17 protein-coding genes are annotated in these 17,152 nt (G+C 47.4%); 11 read left to right on the forward strand and 6 right to left on the reverse strand.

From position 1 onward, the window contains the following. Positions 1-7: 7 nt before the first annotated feature. From mecA to pepF, 4 genes are all read left to right on the forward strand, one after another. On the forward strand, positions 8-655 hold the full coding sequence (gene mecA, locus ABMB67_RS14365) for an adaptor protein MecA (RefSeq protein WP_251224330.1): 648 nt from the start codon (positions 8-10) through the stop codon (positions 653-655). A 143-nt stretch (positions 656-798) separates the two neighbouring features. Further along, complete coding sequence (gene cls / locus ABMB67_RS14370; protein ID WP_251224329.1) at positions 799-2,310, forward strand: cardiolipin synthase; 1,512 nt, start codon at positions 799-801, stop codon at positions 2,308-2,310. 163 nt (positions 2,311-2,473) lie between these two features. Then, positions 2,474-3,715, forward strand: a complete 1,242-nt coding sequence (locus ABMB67_RS14375) for a competence protein CoiA (RefSeq protein WP_251224328.1) — start codon at positions 2,474-2,476, stop codon at positions 3,713-3,715. 89 nt (positions 3,716-3,804) lie between these two features. Further along, on the forward strand, positions 3,805-5,613 hold the full coding sequence (gene pepF, locus ABMB67_RS14380) for an oligoendopeptidase F (RefSeq protein WP_251224327.1): 1,809 nt from the start codon (positions 3,805-3,807) through the stop codon (positions 5,611-5,613). A gap of 71 nt (positions 5,614-5,684) precedes the next feature. On the opposite strand, the gene ABMB67_RS14385 is transcribed toward pepF, so the two are convergent. The 5 genes from ABMB67_RS14385 to ABMB67_RS14405 form a co-directional block, all read right to left on the reverse strand. Beyond that, positions 5,685-5,864, reverse strand: coding sequence for a hypothetical protein (locus ABMB67_RS14385; protein WP_251224326.1), 180 nt, complete (start codon positions 5,862-5,864; stop codon positions 5,685-5,687). A gap of 170 nt (positions 5,865-6,034) precedes the next feature. After that, positions 6,035-6,964, reverse strand: coding sequence for a ClpXP adapter SpxH family protein (locus ABMB67_RS14390; RefSeq protein ID WP_285890548.1), 930 nt, complete (start codon positions 6,962-6,964; stop codon positions 6,035-6,037). Positions 6,965-6,979: 15 nt separating this feature from the next. Beyond that, entirely contained in the window at positions 6,980-7,366 is a 387-nt protein-coding gene (locus tag ABMB67_RS14395) for a globin domain-containing protein (protein WP_251224325.1), read from the reverse strand. A 350-nt stretch (positions 7,367-7,716) separates the two neighbouring features. Further along, a complete protein-coding gene (locus ABMB67_RS14400; RefSeq protein ID WP_251224324.1) occupies positions 7,717-8,394 on the reverse strand; it encodes a lytic transglycosylase domain-containing protein in 678 nt (225 codons plus the stop codon). Positions 8,395-8,416: 22 nt separating this feature from the next. Beyond that, positions 8,417-8,998 (reverse strand): CYTH domain-containing protein, encoded by a 582-nt coding sequence (locus ABMB67_RS14405; RefSeq protein ID WP_251224323.1) that lies wholly within the window; start codon positions 8,996-8,998, stop codon positions 8,417-8,419. 179 nt (positions 8,999-9,177) lie between these two features. Between ABMB67_RS14405 and ABMB67_RS14410 the strand changes: the two genes are divergently transcribed. From ABMB67_RS14410 to ABMB67_RS14425, 4 genes are read left to right on the forward strand one after another with little or no spacing between them, the layout of a single operon-like run. Beyond that, a complete protein-coding gene (locus tag ABMB67_RS14410) occupies positions 9,178-9,564 on the forward strand; it encodes a UPF0738 family protein (RefSeq protein WP_251224322.1) in 387 nt (128 codons plus the stop codon). 20 nt (positions 9,565-9,584) lie between these two features. After that, positions 9,585-10,217, forward strand: coding sequence for a GTP diphosphokinase (gene yjbM, locus ABMB67_RS14415; protein ID WP_251224321.1), 633 nt, complete (start codon positions 9,585-9,587; stop codon positions 10,215-10,217). 20 nt (positions 10,218-10,237) lie between these two features. Beyond that, positions 10,238-11,032: an NAD kinase gene (locus ABMB67_RS14420; RefSeq protein ID WP_354572486.1), complete on the forward strand. Its 795-nt coding sequence runs from the start codon at positions 10,238-10,240 to the stop codon at positions 11,030-11,032. After that, positions 11,025-11,921 (forward strand): RluA family pseudouridine synthase, encoded by an 897-nt coding sequence (locus ABMB67_RS14425; protein ID WP_354572487.1) that lies wholly within the window; start codon positions 11,025-11,027, stop codon positions 11,919-11,921. The genes ABMB67_RS14420 and ABMB67_RS14425 overlap by 8 nt, the downstream gene beginning before the upstream one ends. On the opposite strand, the gene prpE is transcribed toward ABMB67_RS14425, so the two are convergent. Continuing rightward, positions 11,918-12,652 carry a bis(5'-nucleosyl)-tetraphosphatase PrpE gene (gene prpE, locus ABMB67_RS14430; protein ID WP_354572488.1) on the reverse strand — a complete coding sequence of 245 codons (735 nt, stop codon included), beginning with the start codon at positions 12,650-12,652 and terminating at the stop codon, positions 11,918-11,920. The genes ABMB67_RS14425 and prpE overlap by 4 nt on opposite strands. A 182-nt stretch (positions 12,653-12,834) precedes the next feature. Between prpE and ABMB67_RS14435 the strand changes: the two genes are divergently transcribed. The 3 genes from ABMB67_RS14435 (at position 12,835) to ABMB67_RS14445 (ending at position 16,850) form a co-directional block, all read left to right on the forward strand. After that, complete coding sequence (locus ABMB67_RS14435; RefSeq protein ID WP_354572489.1) at positions 12,835-14,895, forward strand: cation:proton antiporter; 2,061 nt, start codon at positions 12,835-12,837, stop codon at positions 14,893-14,895. Positions 14,896-15,076: 181 nt separating this feature from the next. Further along, positions 15,077-15,856 carry an enoyl-ACP reductase FabI gene (gene fabI / locus ABMB67_RS14440; protein WP_251224338.1) on the forward strand — a complete coding sequence of 260 codons (780 nt, stop codon included), beginning with the start codon at positions 15,077-15,079 and terminating at the stop codon, positions 15,854-15,856. Between the two features lie 229 nt (positions 15,857-16,085). Beyond that, on the forward strand, positions 16,086-16,850 hold the full coding sequence (locus ABMB67_RS14445) for a DeoR/GlpR family DNA-binding transcription regulator (RefSeq protein WP_354572490.1): 765 nt from the start codon (positions 16,086-16,088) through the stop codon (positions 16,848-16,850). Positions 16,851-17,152 lie beyond the last annotated feature (302 nt).

Consider the following 17,152-nt stretch of genomic DNA (forward strand, 5'->3'; position numbering starts at 1 on the left):
AGCGAACATGGATATTGAACGCGTCAATGATACGACCATTAAATTTTTTATCACGTATAAAGATATTGAAGACAGAGGATTTGACAGAGATGAAATCTGGTACAATCGTGAGCGTGGAGAAGAGCTCTTCTTCGAAATGATGAACGAGGCCAGCGATAATGATGAATTTGAATTGGACGGTCCGTTGTGGATTCAAGTTCACGCCTTAGATAAAGGGCTTGAAATTGTCGTGACGAGAGGTCAAGTTTCCGGCGGAAATGTCAAGCTGGAAATTCCGGTGACGCATGATAAGGATCATGATGAACAGGATCTGGTTGACCTGATGTCTGGCAATGCTGAAGGCAAGGTAGACAAGACTGGCGAACCACTAGAAATCGTCATCGGCTTTAACGATTTTGAAGATGTGATTTCCTTAAGTCATAATTTCCATATAAACGACTTGCACAACGAGCTTTATCATTTTGAAGGTACTTATTATCTTCACGTTATTTTCGACGATGAAACATATAACGAAGATCAGCAGGATGACATGCTTAGTCAAATACTGGAATATGGTTTCGAATCAGACATTTCGATTTACAGAATAATGGAATACGGTAAAGAGATTGTGAAGGCCAATGCACTTCCGGTGATTCGAACTTCTTTTTCTCAGTAATTCAGGTAGAGCGAGTTGATTACTTAGGCAATCAGCTCGCTTTTTTTACAGATTGGATAAAATGTTGCAGGTTGATTCGGGGGAAAAGCCTTTGTCCGCTTTTTCCGGATGAATAAGCCAAGTATTCAGCCAGGAGACTTTATATGAAGAATCGATTCAATATTTTGGCTTTTTTAGCGCTTGTTCTGGCTTTCTTGTATATGTCGCGTTTTTTCTTACAGGGATGGATTGTCGGGACGATTAGTATTGCTTTTACGCTTTCGGTCGCGTTTATCGCGGTCGTGATTTTCTTTGAAAACAGACATCCGACGAAAACAGTAACGTGGCTCGTCGTGTTGGCAGCGTTCCCGTTATTCGGGTTCTTTTTTTATTTGCTGTTTGGGCAGAATCACCGGAAACAGCGCTCCTTTTCGATGAAGGCGATTGAGGATGAAGAAGCGTTTCGCCAAATTGAAGGAACGAAGCAGTTAAATGAAGACCAGCTGCGGAAAATGGGAGACCATCAGCAGCTGCTGTTCCGGCTCGCCCATCGCCTTGGGCACAATCCGATTTCGTTTGCGAGTGAAACGAAGGTGCTGACTGACGGGAAAGAAACGTTCGCCAATATTTTACAGGCGCTGAGAATGGCTGACCATCATATTCACCTGGAATATTATATTGTCCGGGATGATGGCATCGGCCAGGAAATAAAGCAGGTGCTAATTGAGAAAGCGAAAGCCGGCATTGAAGTCCGCTTTTTATATGATGCTGTCGGGAGCTGGCGATTGTCGAAAGCCTATATAGAGGAGCTGAAGGCTGCCGGTGTCGAGGTAGCCGCTTTTGCGAAAGTGAGGCTGCCGTTTTTAAATCATAAATTGAACTACCGCAATCATCGTAAAATCATTGTGATTGACGGCATTGTCGGATTTGTCGGCGGCCTTAATATCGGCGATGAATATTTAGGGAAGCACAAATACTTCGGTTATTGGCGTGACACGCATCTCTATGTCAGGGGAGAAGCAGTGCGAACGTTGCAGTTGATTTTTTTGCAGGATTGGTATTATCAAACTGGTAAAAAAATTCTCAACCCGACGTATTTGTCACCTATTTTAACGTCGATGAAAGCCGATGGAGGCGTGCAGATGATCGCCAGCGGGCCTGATACGAGATGGGAAGTCAATAAGAAGCTTTTCTTTTCGATGATTACATCGGCTAAGAAAAACGTCTGGATCGCCAGCCCGTACTTTATTCCCGATGATGACATATTGAGCGCGTTAAAAATTGCCGCCCTTTCCGGAATAGATGTCCGTATCCTTGTCCCCAACCGGCCGGATAAACGGATTGTCTTTCACGCTTCACGCTCTTATTTCCCTGAGCTGCTGGAAGCAGGAGTGAAAATTTATGAGTATAACCGCGGCTTTATGCATAGCAAGCTGATCATCGTTGACCATGAGCTGGCATCGATCGGCACATCCAATATGGATATGCGCAGCTTTCATTTGAATTTTGAAGTGAACGCGTATCTTTACCGGACGAAAAGCGTCACAAAGCTCGTTAGTGATTTTGTCTATGACCTTGAGCACTCAAACCAGCTCAGCTTTGAACTTTTCCGCAATCGTTCTATTTTTTATCGCTTGATCGAATCAACATCGCGCTTGTTGTCACCATTGTTGTAATGTCACTTGAACATTTGCAGGAAGATGCAGGGAAGGCCCCGGCTTCGCTCGTTACGTTCTCCATGAAAGACCTTCACTTTCATGGAGAATAAAAATTTTTTTGCAGGATTTTGGCAAAACGGCTCGAAGTAGTCAGCTACAGTTCGATAAAGGTGGTGACATAATGTTTACAGCAGAATTTCAGGATGGTACAACGATTTCTCTCCTGGAAGGCTGGCAGCTGGCTGAACTGAAGAAGCTCCGGCGTGAACAAGACTTTTATTGCCGCTCGTGCAAAGAGCCGCTCCTGTTAAAGCTTGGCGGCAAACGACAGTGGCACTTCGCCCATCGCACAAAGTCGGTGTGCAAAGCGATGCTCGAGGCGGAGACACCCTATCATCTGGAAGGAAAAAAGCAGCTCTATTACTGGCTGAAAGGCCATTCTCTCGATGTAGGGCTGGAAGTATATCTCCCGCTCATTCATCAGCGCCCCGATTTACTCGTCCGCTATCAGCAACGGCTGTATGCCATCGAATTCCAATGCTCCCCGATTCCCGTTTCTTTAATCGCCAAGCGCTCTCGCGGCTATCATGAAGTCGGCATTAGCCCGATCTGGTTATTAGGCGGTAACCGTCTCAAACGTCAACGTTCTTTCACTTACTCGATTCAAGCCTTCGAATGGCATGCATTTCGCCATTATCCCCCTGATAACCTCAGCCTGAGCTATTACTGCCCAGAACAGCAATCGTTCGTTTTTCTCCAGCACATCACTCCCATATCCGCAACCCGTTCACTCGCCACATTGCAGCAATCCCCCTTACAAGCGACTCAGCCTGCCGATCTTTTCCAACAGCCGGCACAAGTGCCCACTGTGAAGCAAAAATGGCTTGAAATCAAAAAGCATTGGCGCTATCAGCATCCCTTTTCTTACCGAAGTCGATTGGAAGCATACTTCCTCCAGCTTTTATACCGCTATTCTCTCTCGCGTAACCTCTTTCCGGTTGAAGCCGGCTGGCCGTCACCGCATTATTATTATTTTGAAGCCCCTCCTTATTATTGGCAAACCTTTCTCCTGCTCGAATGCCTTGAGCACCAGCCGTTGAGTAACACCTTCACCTTGCAAATGGTCAGCCGCTGCATTCAGCCTTATATGTTGAATGGCCTTTTTTCGAGACGCCAGATTCACGAGGAGGCAGGCTGGATTCAGGCAGTGAAAGGCTACCTGTCCTGGCTTTGCCAAATTGGTTATTTAGAGCAGGCGGGAGTGGAACGCTTTAAACGAGCGCGGAACATCGTTATACCACGGACAATCGAGGAAGCCTTCCGGCTGGACGCGGCGTATGGGCGGAAGTGTTTCAAGCTGGAGGATGAAGCGGAGAATTCCGGGGACAATAAAGGAATCAATTCAAAAAAAGCGAATATATAACAGAGAACAAAAAGGGGCGTCTTGCTCAGATTAAGAAGGAGGGCGTCCTGATTTTTAAATTTTTGCCAACATGGAGGTCCGATCAATTTATGACAAAGCGTGTCAAAAAAAGAGAAGAAGTGACAGTTGAGAATACGTGGAATTTAGAGGCGATCTTTGCGACGGATGAGGAGTGGGAGCAAGCCTTCAAGGAAATTCAGAGCCAGCTTCCACAGTTAACCGCTTTTAAGCAGACATTAGGTGACTCTGCCGAGACGATGTACGCTGCGCTTGAGAAGCAAAATGAAATAACGGAGAAGCTCGGGAAATTGTACGCCTATGCCCATATGCGCTATGACCAGGATACGACAAATTCCTTCTATCAGGGGTTACATGACCGCGCCGCGAGCCTCGCTACGCAAGTCGGCCAGGCTGCCTCTTTTATCGTTCCGGAGCTGTTGGCGCTTGAAGAAACATTGATTAACCAATTTATTAGTGATCACGAAGGTCTTCAGCTCTATAAGCAAATGTTTGCCGAATTGAACGAAGAGCGTCCTCATGTGCTCTCTGAGAACGAGGAAGCGATTTTAGCCCAGGCTGCTGAAGTGACGAATAATCCAAGCAATGTCTTTGGGATGCTGAACAATGCCGATATGAAATTCCCGACGATTACAGACGAAGACGGCGAAGAGGTCGAGGTGACGCATGGCCGATACGTGCGCTTTTTGGAAAGCAGTGACCGTCGTGTGCGCGAGGAAGCTTTTAAAGCGGTGTACGGAACGTATGACAAATATAAAAACACATTCGCTGCCACGTTAAGCGGCCAGGTGAAGCGCGATTTATTTTATGCGAATGTCAGAAAATACGATTCAGCGCGCCAGGCGGCGTTAAGTAAAAATCACATCCCGGAAGTGGTCTATGATCAGCTGATCGAGGCCGTCCATAACCGCCTTGACCTGCTTCACCGTTATGTCCGGCTGCGCAAGCGTGTGTTGGGCGTTGATGAACTCCATATGTACGATCTTTATACGCCGCTTGTGAAGGATGTGAAAATGGAATTTTCTTACGAAGAGGCTAAGGAGCTTGTCATAAAAGGGGTTGAGCCGCTAGGGGAAGAGTATGTGTCGATCGTTAAAGAAGGGTTTGACAACCGTTGGGTCGATGTCGAAGAAAATATCGGGAAACGAAGCGGTGCTTATTCCTCCGGTTCCTACGGTACGATGCCTTATATTTTGATGAATTGGCAGGATAATGTGAATAACTTGTTTACCTTGGCGCATGAATTTGGGCATAGCTTGCATAGCTATTACACGCGTAAGCATCAGCCATATTTATACGGCGATTATACGATTTTCGTCGCCGAGGTGGCGTCAACACTGAATGAAGCCCTGTTGAATGATTATCTTGTTAAAAAGACAACAGATCCGCAGGAAAAGCTTTATTTGCTGAATCATTATTTGGAAGGCTTCCGAGGAACGGTCTTTCGCCAGACGATGTTCGCTGAATTTGAGCATGTGATCCATGAGAAGGCGGCGAACGGAGAAGCGTTGACACCTGATTTACTGACGCAAACGTATTATGACCTGAATGTGAAGTATTTTGGCGACGATATCGTCATCAATGAGGAAATCGGTCTTGAGTGGGCGCGTATCCCGCATTTTTACTACAATTTTTATGTCTTTCAATATGCGACCGGCTATAGCGCCGCTGCTGCTTTATCAAAGAAAGTGCTGGAAGAAGGGCAGCCGGCGGTTGAGCGTTATCTCGACTTCTTAAAAGCGGGTAGCTCGGCATATCCGATCGATATTCTGAAGCACGCCGGCGTCGATATGACAAAGCCTGAGCCAATTGAACAGGCATTGTCCGTCTTTGAAGCAACGCTGACGGAGATGGAGCGGCTGCTGGAAGCGACGGAATAAACGGAGGCCGGGATAGCCTGTTTGGCATTTGAGGAATGGCAGCGGCTCCGCGCGCCGCTTGTAGGGTTTTTTTACGGACGGAAGCCTTTGAAACGCTTATAGGCAGCGAGCGGAGATAATGTCCAGACGATGGAAAGAAACAAAAGCGGGCCGGCGAGGATGATAGGGACTAAATTCATCAGCGCTAAAAGAAAGAAATAAAAGCTGACGATCATGAGAAACAGTCCGGAAATAAGCCTAAAGTATTTCATCATATGTCTCCTTTCCCTGTCTACAAAATCGGCTCTACCACACAATATGTCCGAGTCTTCAACAATAGAAGTGCCTGTTTAACGGCAAAAACGAGCTTGAGACAAAAGGCTGGGCGAAAGGTAAAAAAACAACCTTTCGCCCAGCCTCCTGTTTTCTATTCTCCATACGATTATTTCGGTTCTTTGATCATGCGCCAGAATAAGCCGTGTTTGACCGGGACCGCTTCAGCTTTCTGCTGGAGCACAAGCGCTTTTAAACGGCGCTCCGCTTCTTCCTCAGACAAGTCAAATACAGTGGCTACCTCCGCTGTGGCGACAAAACGGTAGCGCTCGAGAAACTGCTCAATCGTGATCGGGGCAGAGGCAGTCGGCGTGAAGCCGAGCATTTCCTCAAGGATTTGGACATAGACGTGATACTCATAATGCCCTGTTACTTTGATTCCTTCATCCTCGACATTATTGTTGAAAAAAACGAAGGTCGGGACCACCTCGACGCCCATTTCGTTCGTTGTTTTGATGTCACATTGCAACGCTTTTGTCGCGGCGGAGGAACTGAGGTCTTTTTCAAATTCATCATAGTCGAGTCCGGTTTCTGCCGCACATTTCAACAGTACTTCTTTTTCAGTAATATTTTGTTTCTCGAGAAAAAGGTATTCCCGCAGCTTGCGCAAAAAGCGGGCACCGGCGTGAGGGCCTTGTAACTCGGCGGCTTTCACGGCGATTGACGTTAAATATGGAGAATTCCATTCCAATTCCATCCAAACATCGCCATCGCATGACATACCGGAACGCGAGGCGGTTTTCTCCCAAATGGAAGCAATCTCCTGTTTTTTTGCGGCAAGACCGGTTGCCGATTGCTTGCACGCATTCCAAGCGAGCAAGCGGCCTGCCACAAGTGTGCGAATTCGAAAATAAGCACCGTATTCCACCTGAAGCTTTTTAAGGGTCGGTTCAAAGCCCCAGCACTCTGCACATAGAGGATCAATAAACGTATAAAGTTCAATTGGCTTAGGCCGCTTCCATTCATGTTTTTGCGTAGGATCGAGACCACAAACGCCAAGCTGCTGATCACAAGCTGAAGATGTATCTTTTTGGTTCAATGGTCATTCTCCTTTCTAAGATGAGGGGTGGTTCACCATGTGGTGGGCTGTCATCGTAAGGCGCTCAAGTATATAGTCGTAAATCGGCCCGGTAATTCCCACATCATTCATTGCTTTTTTCATGCAAGCCAGCCACGCTTCGGCCTGTACAGGGGTAATGACAAACGGCATATGCCTTGCGCGAAGCATCGGATGGCCATGTTCTTCTGTATATAAGGCCGGCCCTCCGAGAAATTGGGTGAGAAACTGCTTCTGTTTACGGGCTGTTTCAGTCAAATCCTCAGGAAAGAGATGGGCCAGGTCAGGGTGCTTGCCAACATAAGAATAAAAACGGTCAACCAAAGCCGAAAGCTGTTCGCTTCCGCCTAAAGCCTCATAAGGTGTGGGATGGTGATCAGACATCATATAAGTGCTCCTTACTCTGTAAGAAAATTCAGTATCTATAATAGTAACTATGTACATATTGTAGCAACCTCAGCCGCGTACGGCAAATTTCATGATTCCAAGCTGTCTCGATCACAGGGAAGATGGAGCAAATAGTATCTTTATTCAGAGAGAAGCCGTTGTTTTCATTGGAGCTTAGGAATAAGGAGAGGGAAGCATCAAACGTTGTCGTGCGAAGGACTAGCCCTTTTGACATAAGCTAAAACGACAGCAACACAAAAAGAAGGGCAAGGCAAAAGGTCGTTTTTACCTTTTGCCCTGCCCTTGGTCAAAGCTAGATTTGTCACGTCTCCGAAGCGCCTGCCTTATTACACGTTCATATACGTATTATAAACTTTAGGGACATAGGCCTGTGTTTCTTTAAATGGCGGGATGCCGCCATAGCGGTCGACATTGCCCGGGCCGGCATTATAAGCAGCGAGGGCAAGCTTGATGTCACCGTTGTAGCGGTCAATCATCTGTCGCAAATAGTTTGCTCCCCCGTCAATGTTCTGCTGCGGATCGTAAATGTTTTGGACTTGCAGCGACCGAGCGGTTCCAGGCATTAATTGCATTAACCCGCCTGCTCCGGCAGCACTCTTGGCCGTTGGATTATAATTGGACTCATGCTGAATGACAGCATGGATCAGCTTCGGATCAAGATCGTATTTTTTGGCAGCTGCCTCAATCAAAGGCTGAAAGCGGGCTGAACGATCAGGCAATGTAGTGGTCCAGTTCAGTTCAGCGGTCTGTGTGACAGGCTGATAGCTTGTCCGATCCGACGCTGAGCTTTGCAATTGCAGGAAGCGCTGCTGCAGGGCGGGATCGAGAAAGAGATCGGCTTTTCTGTTCACTTCCTCTTCTTGCTGGAAGGAGAGCGAGTTCAGCTGCTCCTGCAGGAAAGCAGAAAAAAGCGAGGGGAGCGGCTCCGTTTGCCGGCTTGCAGACGATGTGCCTAACGGCAATGACTGAATGGCATTCAGCTGCTGAAGAAACGACAGATTCATATGGACACCTCTTTTCTAAGGATTACGGATGCTGTTCAAAGTCAGCCAATTGATGTTTGCGGCGGAAAAAGCGCCTCACTTTATTTTCAGCCGGGCTGGCGGAAATCCCGTATTGCTGTAAAAGCTGTGAAAGGGTTTCTTCCGCATGGGTCAGGCTCATTCCTTCAAATTCAATTTCATAATCGACCTGATCGAAAAAATGACTTTCATCAAAGCAGAGCAGACCGCCTTTGTATGCAAGCTCAATCCGCTTTGTCGTCAACGTTCCGGCGTAAGCAAGCTCCGCCAGCGGGATCTTCAGCGAGGAGAGCTGCTGATAAACATCCCCGTTCGGAAACCGCTGCTCTTCTTTCAGCTGCTCCCATTCAACGGCATCTAAAGGCTGATGCGTTTCGAGCTTTCCGTCCTGGTGAGGCTGTTTTAACGTCAATGTGTAAGCCCCGGCAATTTCACGCACTCGCAAGGCCGCGCCTTGTTCCTTCAACGCGAATGACGCGGTTTCAAAATAATGATTATGCTGGGTGACTGCCTGGTCCGCCGTCAATTGAAAGCCATTAAGCAAAGCTGTAAAGGCTTGTTTATCTAAAATGGACTTGACCTCCATTTCAATCTCCTGGCTCATTCCATCACAACCTGTTCAACGTTCTGATTCTTCCTATCCTTTATTATCGCATACCTGTATCTATCCGACAATGCCCTTTGCTGCGTATTGCTCATTGAAATATGTTAAACTAAAATAGGAATCTCATGGAAAATGAAGCTAGTGATAAGTGGAGGTACAGAATGAAAAAGTTTGTTGTTGAAAAAATTGAAAAGCAGCAGGGCGAATATGTTGCGTCAATAGCTGAACAGATTGCAAAAGAGCGCGCGCAAGCATTAAAAGCCGGAGAACGAATGCTCGTTGATTCGGATCAGCTGGCGTTTATTTACATAATAGAAGATGAAGAACAATTTTATTATGTGAGCTTTCCGCAGCCTACGTGGGCAAGCTTGCATGAAATCTATGTGCAGCAGAGCGGGCTCGGCCTCGACCTGGGGAACGGAGTGACAGTGAAGTTGACCGGGCTGGTGGAGGAGCTGGCTTTCTTAACGGAAAATATTAAAGGAAACAGCAATTACGGCGAAGAGCTTGAAAATGCTGTCGAGGAGATTTTCGGTCAAGATTCATAGAAAAATCGGACGGTGATTGAATGAGCAATTGGGATGTTTTTTTAACGCCTTATAAACAAGCAGTTGAGGAGTTGAAAGTAAAGTTAAAAGGAATCCGCGAGCAGTATCAAAAATCATCGAAGCACACGCCGATAGAGTTTGTCACTGGTAGAGTGAAGCCTGTTTCCAGTATTTTGGATAAAGCCAAACGGAAGAATATTCCGCTGGACCGGCTGGAGGAAGACATGCAGGATTTGGCCGGCGTCCGCATCGTCACGCAATTTGTCGAAGATATTGAAACAGTTGTGGACTTAATTCGGCGGCGCAAGGATTTTGAAATCATGGAAGAACGCGATTATGTCGCCGAAAAGAAGCCGAGCGGCTACCGCTCTTATCATTTGGTTCTCTGTTATCCGGTTCAGACGATTGAAGGAGAGAAAAAAATCCTCGTCGAGCTGCAGGTGAGGACGATGGCGATGAACTTCTGGGCGACGATCGAGCATTCCTTAAATTATAAGTATAGCGGTGAAATTCCAGAGGATATTAAAATGAGGCTGCAACGGGCGGCCGAAGCTGCATTCCGGCTTGATGAGGAAATGTCGATTATTCGCGATGAAGTGCGCGAGGCTCAGCAGATTATTACAACAAAGCAGGAGCAGGAGCGCAAGCTATAAGGTGAAGGAGGAGCCATGTGATGAAATTTACAGTGACGTCCAGAGGAGACGATGTCTCAAACACATTGCAACAACGAATTAAACGCTATTTATTAGACTTCGGCTTAAAGTATGATGAACAGGCTCCTGAAATGGTGATTACGGTAGGAGGCGACGGCACGCTTTTACAGGCTTTTCATGATTACAGCGACCGGCTGGAGAATACGGCTTTTGTCGGGATACATACGGGGCATCTCGGTTTTTATGCGGACTGGGTGCCGGATGAAGTCGAAAAGCTTGTGATTCATATTGCCAAAACCCCTTATCAGATCGTGGAATATCCTTTGCTGGAAGTAATTGTCCGCCATGAGGGCGACCTTAAAGCCGAGCGTCATCTGGCGCTCAATGAATGCACGATCAAGAGCATCGAAGGCTCACTGGTCAGTACTGTCGAAATTAAGGGAGATACATTTGAAGTGTTTCGCGGCGACGGGTTATGCATTTCGACTCCTTCCGGAAGCACCGCGTATAATAAAGCGCTTGGCGGGGCGATTCTTCATCCGTCGCTTGCTTCGATTCAAATCGCGGAAATGGCCTCGATAAATAACCGCGTCTATCGGACGATCGGCTCGCCGCTCGTTCTGCCGCAGCACCATACCTGTTTGCTGAAGCCATTAAACGATGTCGATATTCAAGTGACGATCGATCATTATTCTTTTAAATATCAGCGGATCAAATCGTTGCAATGCCGTGTTGCCGAGGAGAAGGTCCGTTTCGCCAGATTCCGTCCGTTTCCTTTCTGGAAGCGGGTGAAGGAGTCGTTTATCCGTGAATAAGTATACAGCAAAGGTGGACTGGATTGTCGGAAGCGACTGTGATCAGCAGTTGCTTCGGCTTTTTTTACGAGAGGGGTGCCAGCTGTCGAAGCGGACGTTGGCTGATATTAAATTTAATGGAGGGCGGATTTTGCTTAATGGACGCGAAGCAACCGTCAGGGCTACCGTCTATGAAGGAGATCGCGTCACTGTTGAACTGCCGCCGGAGGAAGTTAGCCCGTCGATGCAGCCGGAGAAGCTTGAGCTGAAAATCGTTTATGAAGACAGTCATCTGCTCGTGCTGAATAAGCCGGCCGGGATGGCGACCATTCCTTCACGCGAACACCCGAGGCATTCGCTCGCTAATGCCGTACTCGGTTATTATCAGGAAAAAGCCATCCCGGCGACGTTCCATGCTGTTAACCGGCTTGATAAAGACACATCCGGCTTGCTTGTCGTTGCCAAGCATCGTTTTGCCCACGACCGGCTCTCCAAATTGCAGCAGCAGGGGCGGCTAAAACGACGCTATCTGGCGATTGTCGCCGGTAAGCTGAGCGAGGAGCGGGGGACGATTGAGCTTCCCATCGCCAGACAGGATGACAGCATTATCACCCGTCAAGTTGACGCGCGTGGCCAGCGGGCGATTACCCATTATGAAGTTGAGGCTTATTTGGAGCATGCGACCTTTGTCAAGATCGCGCTCGAAACGGGAAGAACACATCAAATTCGCGTTCATTTTTCTCATGTAGGACATCCGCTGCTCGGCGATGACCTGTACGGAGGCCCGGTTGAGCAGATAAAGCGGCAGGCGCTCCATTGCTACCGGCTGGAGGTGGAGCATCCATTTACGGAGGAGATTCTTGTGTTTGAGCAGCCGCTTCCCGGTGATATGAAGACGCTGCTCGGCTAGTCAAAGCTGCGGAATTTTTCTTCGACAAAAGGCATCGTCGAAGGCACCTGGCATACAGTCATTTCCGGATAGCGCAGGGCGGAGAGATGCCCGCCGAAGACACAGCCCGTATCAATATTGACCGTCCGGCCGAGAAAGCGGGGCTCTCTTACCGGAGTATGACCGTAAATAATCCACGGCCCGTCCTGATGATTGATCGCCCAATCGCGTCTGACCGGCGTGCCGTCGGGATGTGTTTCTCCTGTTACATCGCCGTAAAGGACAAACGATTTAACACGCTTGCTCGTCCGGCCAATATCTTCAGCGCGAATGCCGGCATGAGCGATGACGACATTTCCGTGATCGAGGACGTGATAGAGCGGCGCGCTCTCCACCAATGTCATAAATTGATCGCGCACTTTCTTGTATTCCTTTTTAGAGAGAGCCTTCAGTTCGGCGACGGTTGTTTCCAGCCCGTGCCGGATTTGAACGTTGCGCCCTAGAAAATAACGATACAGTTTATCACAGTGATTGCCTGGTACATAAAATGCCTGGCCTGCGCTCACGAGCTGACCGACGGTCGTTATGACAGTAACGGAATCGGGGCCCCGGTCCGTTAAATCCCCGACAAAAGCAAGCTTCCGCCCATCTGGATGAGCGAAGCCGTTCGCGGCATCATAGCCTAATGTTTTAAGTAGTGAAGACAATTCCTCATAACAGCCGTGAATATCGCCAATGACATCCAGTTTCATTTCCAGCACCTTCCTTCGTCAGTTTCATCATAGCGATTCGCTACGTTTTAGACAACTACCTTGTTCATGAAAAAAAGCTAATGATGAAAGGGTTTCCAAAGGGGTTGACGGTTGACAGCAGATCAAACAATTTCTTAAGATAGAAAAAACTATCAGAAATAATGGTAAGGGTGTGAATGTGCTTGCTTTCTCAACCGGTTACGGATCCTGTATTAATTTTTGCCATTTCGATGGTGATTTTCTTATTAGCTCCCCTTTTGATGGAAAAGCTGAGAATCCCCGGCATTATAGGTTTGATTTTATCGGGAGTGGCCATCGGCCCAAATGGCTTCGGTTTGCTTGATCGCGATCCGACCATTATTTTGTTAGGCACAGTCGGCCTGCTGTATATCATTTTTATTGCCGGTTTGGAAATTGATCTGGACGGTTTTAAGAAGTATCGTACACGGAGCTTAGTATTTGGTACTTTATCATTCACCATTCCTTTTCTTCTTGGTCTGATTGCGACTTATCTATATGGTTATACGCTTGGTGCCGCGATATTATTAGGTTCTTTGCTTGGTTCACATACGTTGCTTGCTTATCCGATCGCCAGTCGGCTTGGGATTTCGAAAAACAAGGCCGTTACTACAGCAGTCGGTGGGACGATCATGACAGATACGTTAGCCTTACTTGTGCTGGCTGTCGTTGCTGGCGCTACACAAGGGGAGCTGACGGCAAATTTTTGGTTTGTGCTGATCGTCTCACTCGGCTTATATGTAGCGGCTATTTTTATTGTCATTCCGCTTGTTGCGACCTTCTTTTTCCGGACGTTTGCCAGTGAAGGGTCATTGGAGTACATTTTTGTGATGACGATGCTGTTTGTGGCGGCTTTTTTTGCAACCGTGATCGGGCTTGAACCGATTATCGGAGCCTTTCTCGCCGGACTGGCGCTCAATCGCTTTATTTTGGAACAGGGGACGCTGATGAACCGAATTAAGTTTATCGGTAATTCGATCTTTATTCCGTTCTTTTTGCTCTCAGTCGGGATGCTGATGGATTTGCGGATTTTGTTTAACGATCCGTCCGCCTGGATCATGGCAGCGATCGTTGTCGTCCTCGTCATTACCGGAAAGTTTCTGGCGGCCTGGGTTTCAGGAAAGATCTTTCATTATTCGACGGAGGAAATTAAGCTGATCTTCGGCCTGTCGATCCCGCAGGCTGCGGCGACGCTGGCAGCGACTCTTGTCGGGTTTGACCTTGGCTTGTTTGATCAGGCGACGGTTAATGGTGTCATTGTGATGATTTTAATTACGTGTATGATCGGGCCTTATACGGTTGAAAAATTTTCGCGCATCATTGCCGTCAAGGAAGAACAGCGGCCATATGAGCCGAATACCGCGCCGGAACGGGTCATCGTTCCGGTGGCCAACCCACAAACGATGGCCTCGCTGCTCGATTTGGCTTTTATCGTTCGCGGACCGTCCCCACAGCCGCTCTATGTGCTTGCCGTGGCCGAGGCGGGCAGGGGAGAAGCGCAGGCCCGCCTCGCTCAGGCTGAGAAGCTGCTCGAAAATGCGGTTGCGTATGCGTCGGGTGCGGAGGTGCCGGTTCACATGCTGACGAGAGCGGATTCCAATGTCACCCGCGGGATGATGAGGGCGCTTGAGGAATCACGGATTACGACAGCGGTAATTGGCTGGAACGGTAAACTGTCAACGCCGCAAAAAATATTCGGCGGCATTCTTGATAATTTACTTGAACGTTCCACGCAGATGATTATGGTGGCAAAGCTGGGTCACTCCTTAAATACGACAAGAAGGATCGTCATTCTGATTCCGTCAGGCTTTGATCATAAGCCTGGGTATTATGAAGCGGTGCGCCATGCTAAGCAAATCGCGAACCAGGTCGGAGCGACGATCGCCTGCTTTGTTATGAAAGATTCAATCGCTAGCTATGAAGAAAGCTTTCAGGAAGTCAGGCCAAATGTTCAGGTGTCCTGGCAGCAGTTGAGCTCATGGAATGAATGGCACGAGACATATATGCCGTTGCTCCGCCGCGATGACATCGTCGTCGTGTTCAGCGCCCGCAGAGGGACGGTCGCCTGGCATCCACAGCTGGAAAGCCTACCGAGAACACTCGCCCATTCCGGACCCGAAAGCTTTATTATGTTCTATCCGCCGGAACCGGAGCCGGTTGATTTGCGGGGAACAAGAGGAACAGCGGTGCCGCGGACTGTCTTGGGGAAAAAGTCATATGAATAAGAGGCCAGTGAAGCTGCTGAAAAAGTGAAAATCGTATTTTTTCAGCTGTCGCTATGAATAACGGCTGTTTTACTCAAAGGAATCAATCAGTTAGTGTCGAACCTATCTATAGAACAAAAAGATATGATATAATTCTTAGTACTTGGTATTAATAACAACTCGCAATGGGGGAAAACAAATGATTCAACTATCTTTAGCTGATCGTACATATGTGGTGATGGGTGTCGCGAATAAGCGCAGTATTGCCTGGGGAATTGCACAATCATTGGCGAATGCCGGCGCGCGCCTCATCTTTACTTTTGCCGGAGAACGCCTCGAGAAAAATGTCCGCGACCTTGTTGAGACACTGGAACGGGAAGATCACCTGATTTTACCGTGTGATGTGACAAACGATGAGGAAATCGAGAAAACGTTTGCGCAAATCAAAGAGGAAGTGGGCGTCATTCATGGTCTCGCCCATTGCATCGCCTTTGCCAATAAAGAGGAACTTGAAGGTGAGTATTTGAATACGACGCGGGAAGGGTTTTTGCTAGCTCATAACATCAGTGCGTATTCGTTGACGGCTGTTGTCAAGGCAGCGCGCCCGCTCATGACGGAAGGAGGCAGCGTCGTTACTCTCACTTACTTGGGAGGAGAACGGGTTGTCCGTAACTACAATGTTATGGGCGTCGCCAAAGCGTCGCTTGATGCAAGCGTAAAATATTTGGCCAATGATCTTGGGAAGGATAATATCCGCGTCAATATGATCTCAGCAGGCCCAATCCGCACTCTAGCCGCAAAAGGAATCGGCGGCTTCAATGATGTCTTGAAGGAAATTGAAGAGCGCGCGCCGCTGCGCCGGACGACAACGCAGGAAGAAGTCGGCGATACGGCATTATTTCTAATGAGTGACCTGTCGCGCGGCATGACCGGGGAAATGCTCCATGTCGATAGCGGCTACAATATTTTGTCATTATCCTAACAAGAAAGGCTGGAATAAAAGGTTGTTTTTTTACCTTTTGCTCCAGCCTCTTTCTTCGTGGAAAGCTGTTATTTTGCCAGAAATGAAAGCCTGATTTTTGGGGAACCACGAAAATGCACGGGGAAAGTCGCAAAATAAGAGAAAAAACAGAAAACTACCTTGAGCAGCAGAACTTTCGCCGCTATACTGAGATTGTCGCAAATGATATTCGAAGTTAGGAGCGGTTAGGATGTTGCAGGAAGAGCGCTATAAAAAAATACTGAACCTACTAAAACAAAACGACTCCGTCAAAGTAACGGAACTTGTTCATGTGCTCAATGTATCAATCGATACGGTAAGGCGTGACTTGGAAAATATGGAAACGAAAAAGCTGTTGAAACGTGTGCACGGCGGCGCCATTTTACCCGAGAATCGGGGCGATCAAAATGTATTCTCGTATCGGGAAAGCAAAAATAAAGAGAAAAAAATGGAGCTTGCTGAGCTGGCCTGTGAATATGTCTCGGAGGGGCAAGCGATTGCGCTGAACGCCGGCACGACGACAATGGAAATCGCGAAGAAGCTGGCGGAGAGCTTCGAGCGGTTGACGATCATTTCCAATGGCCTGCGCATTATCGAACACTTCTCTCATAAACCCGGATTTACCATCATCGTTCCAGGAGGGATTCTCGATCAGGAGGAATACGCGCTTTATGGTAAGAAGTGTGAGGAGGACATTGGAAACTACAATATTGATCAGGCGTTTATTTCCATCAACGCGATTTCGCTAAGCAAAGGACTGACCGACTTCCGCATTCATGAGATTGATATTATACGGGCAATGATGGAAAATGCACGACAAACAATTATCGCTGCTGACTCCAGCAAGTTCGAAAAAGTATCATACCTCAACGTATGCCCACTGGAGGGCATTGATATGATCATTACCGATTCCTCGGTAAACGAAGAGACAATCGCCGCATATAACAAAGCAGGGGTAAAGATTGTACATAGATAATGTTGATTTTATATCCTTTAAAAAACGAGTAGCCATGTAAAGCATTCGACACCACTCCACAGGGTCGAATGCTTTTTTGCTGTGAAAGAAAGATTAACTTTGTTGAAGAGGCTGTTAATTTTATATTTCATTTCAATTGTTATTTGTAATGTTCCGTACGGAAAAATTGGAATTTTTATAATATTAAGGGTTAATACACTATTATTCCTTTTTTTATATGAAGTGATGTTAAGATATTGCAAAAAAACGCAAAAACAATTGCGTTAAAATACTGTTTTTAATATATTCGGGTTGAACAAGGG

This window comes from Halalkalibacter oceani (assembly GCF_040544555.1).
In the GTDB taxonomy this organism is placed as follows: Bacteria; Bacillota; Bacilli; order Bacillales; family Bacillaceae_D; genus Halalkalibacter; species Halalkalibacter oceani.

Excerpts from the sequence above, each read along its gene's own strand:
- mecA (WP_251224330.1), top strand. The coding sequence starts at position 8 with ATGGATATTGAACGCGTCAATGATACGACCATTAAATTTTTTATCACG.
- cls (WP_251224329.1), top strand. The coding sequence starts at position 799 with ATGAAGAATCGATTCAATATTTTGGCTTTTTTAGCGCTTGTTCTGGCT.
- ABMB67_RS14375 (WP_251224328.1), top strand. The coding sequence starts at position 2,474 with ATGTTTACAGCAGAATTTCAGGATGGTACAACGATTTCTCTCCTGGAA.
- pepF (WP_251224327.1), top strand. The coding sequence starts at position 3,805 with ATGACAAAGCGTGTCAAAAAAAGAGAAGAAGTGACAGTTGAGAATACG.
- ABMB67_RS14385 (WP_251224326.1), bottom strand. The coding sequence starts at position 5,864 with ATGAAATACTTTAGGCTTATTTCCGGACTGTTTCTCATGATCGTCAGC.
- ABMB67_RS14395 (WP_251224325.1), bottom strand. The coding sequence starts at position 7,366 with ATGTCTGATCACCATCCCACACCTTATGAGGCTTTAGGCGGAAGCGAA.
- ABMB67_RS14400 (WP_251224324.1), bottom strand. The coding sequence starts at position 8,394 with ATGAATCTGTCGTTTCTTCAGCAGCTGAATGCCATTCAGTCATTGCCG.
- ABMB67_RS14405 (WP_251224323.1), bottom strand. The coding sequence starts at position 8,998 with ATGGAGGTCAAGTCCATTTTAGATAAACAAGCCTTTACAGCTTTGCTT.
- ABMB67_RS14410 (WP_251224322.1), top strand. The coding sequence starts at position 9,178 with ATGAAAAAGTTTGTTGTTGAAAAAATTGAAAAGCAGCAGGGCGAATAT.
- yjbM (WP_251224321.1), top strand. The coding sequence starts at position 9,585 with ATGAGCAATTGGGATGTTTTTTTAACGCCTTATAAACAAGCAGTTGAG.
- ABMB67_RS14420 (WP_354572486.1), top strand. The coding sequence starts at position 10,238 with ATGAAATTTACAGTGACGTCCAGAGGAGACGATGTCTCAAACACATTG.
- prpE (WP_354572488.1), bottom strand. The coding sequence starts at position 12,652 with ATGAAACTGGATGTCATTGGCGATATTCACGGCTGTTATGAGGAATTG.
- ABMB67_RS14445 (WP_354572490.1), top strand. The coding sequence starts at position 16,086 with ATGTTGCAGGAAGAGCGCTATAAAAAAATACTGAACCTACTAAAACAA.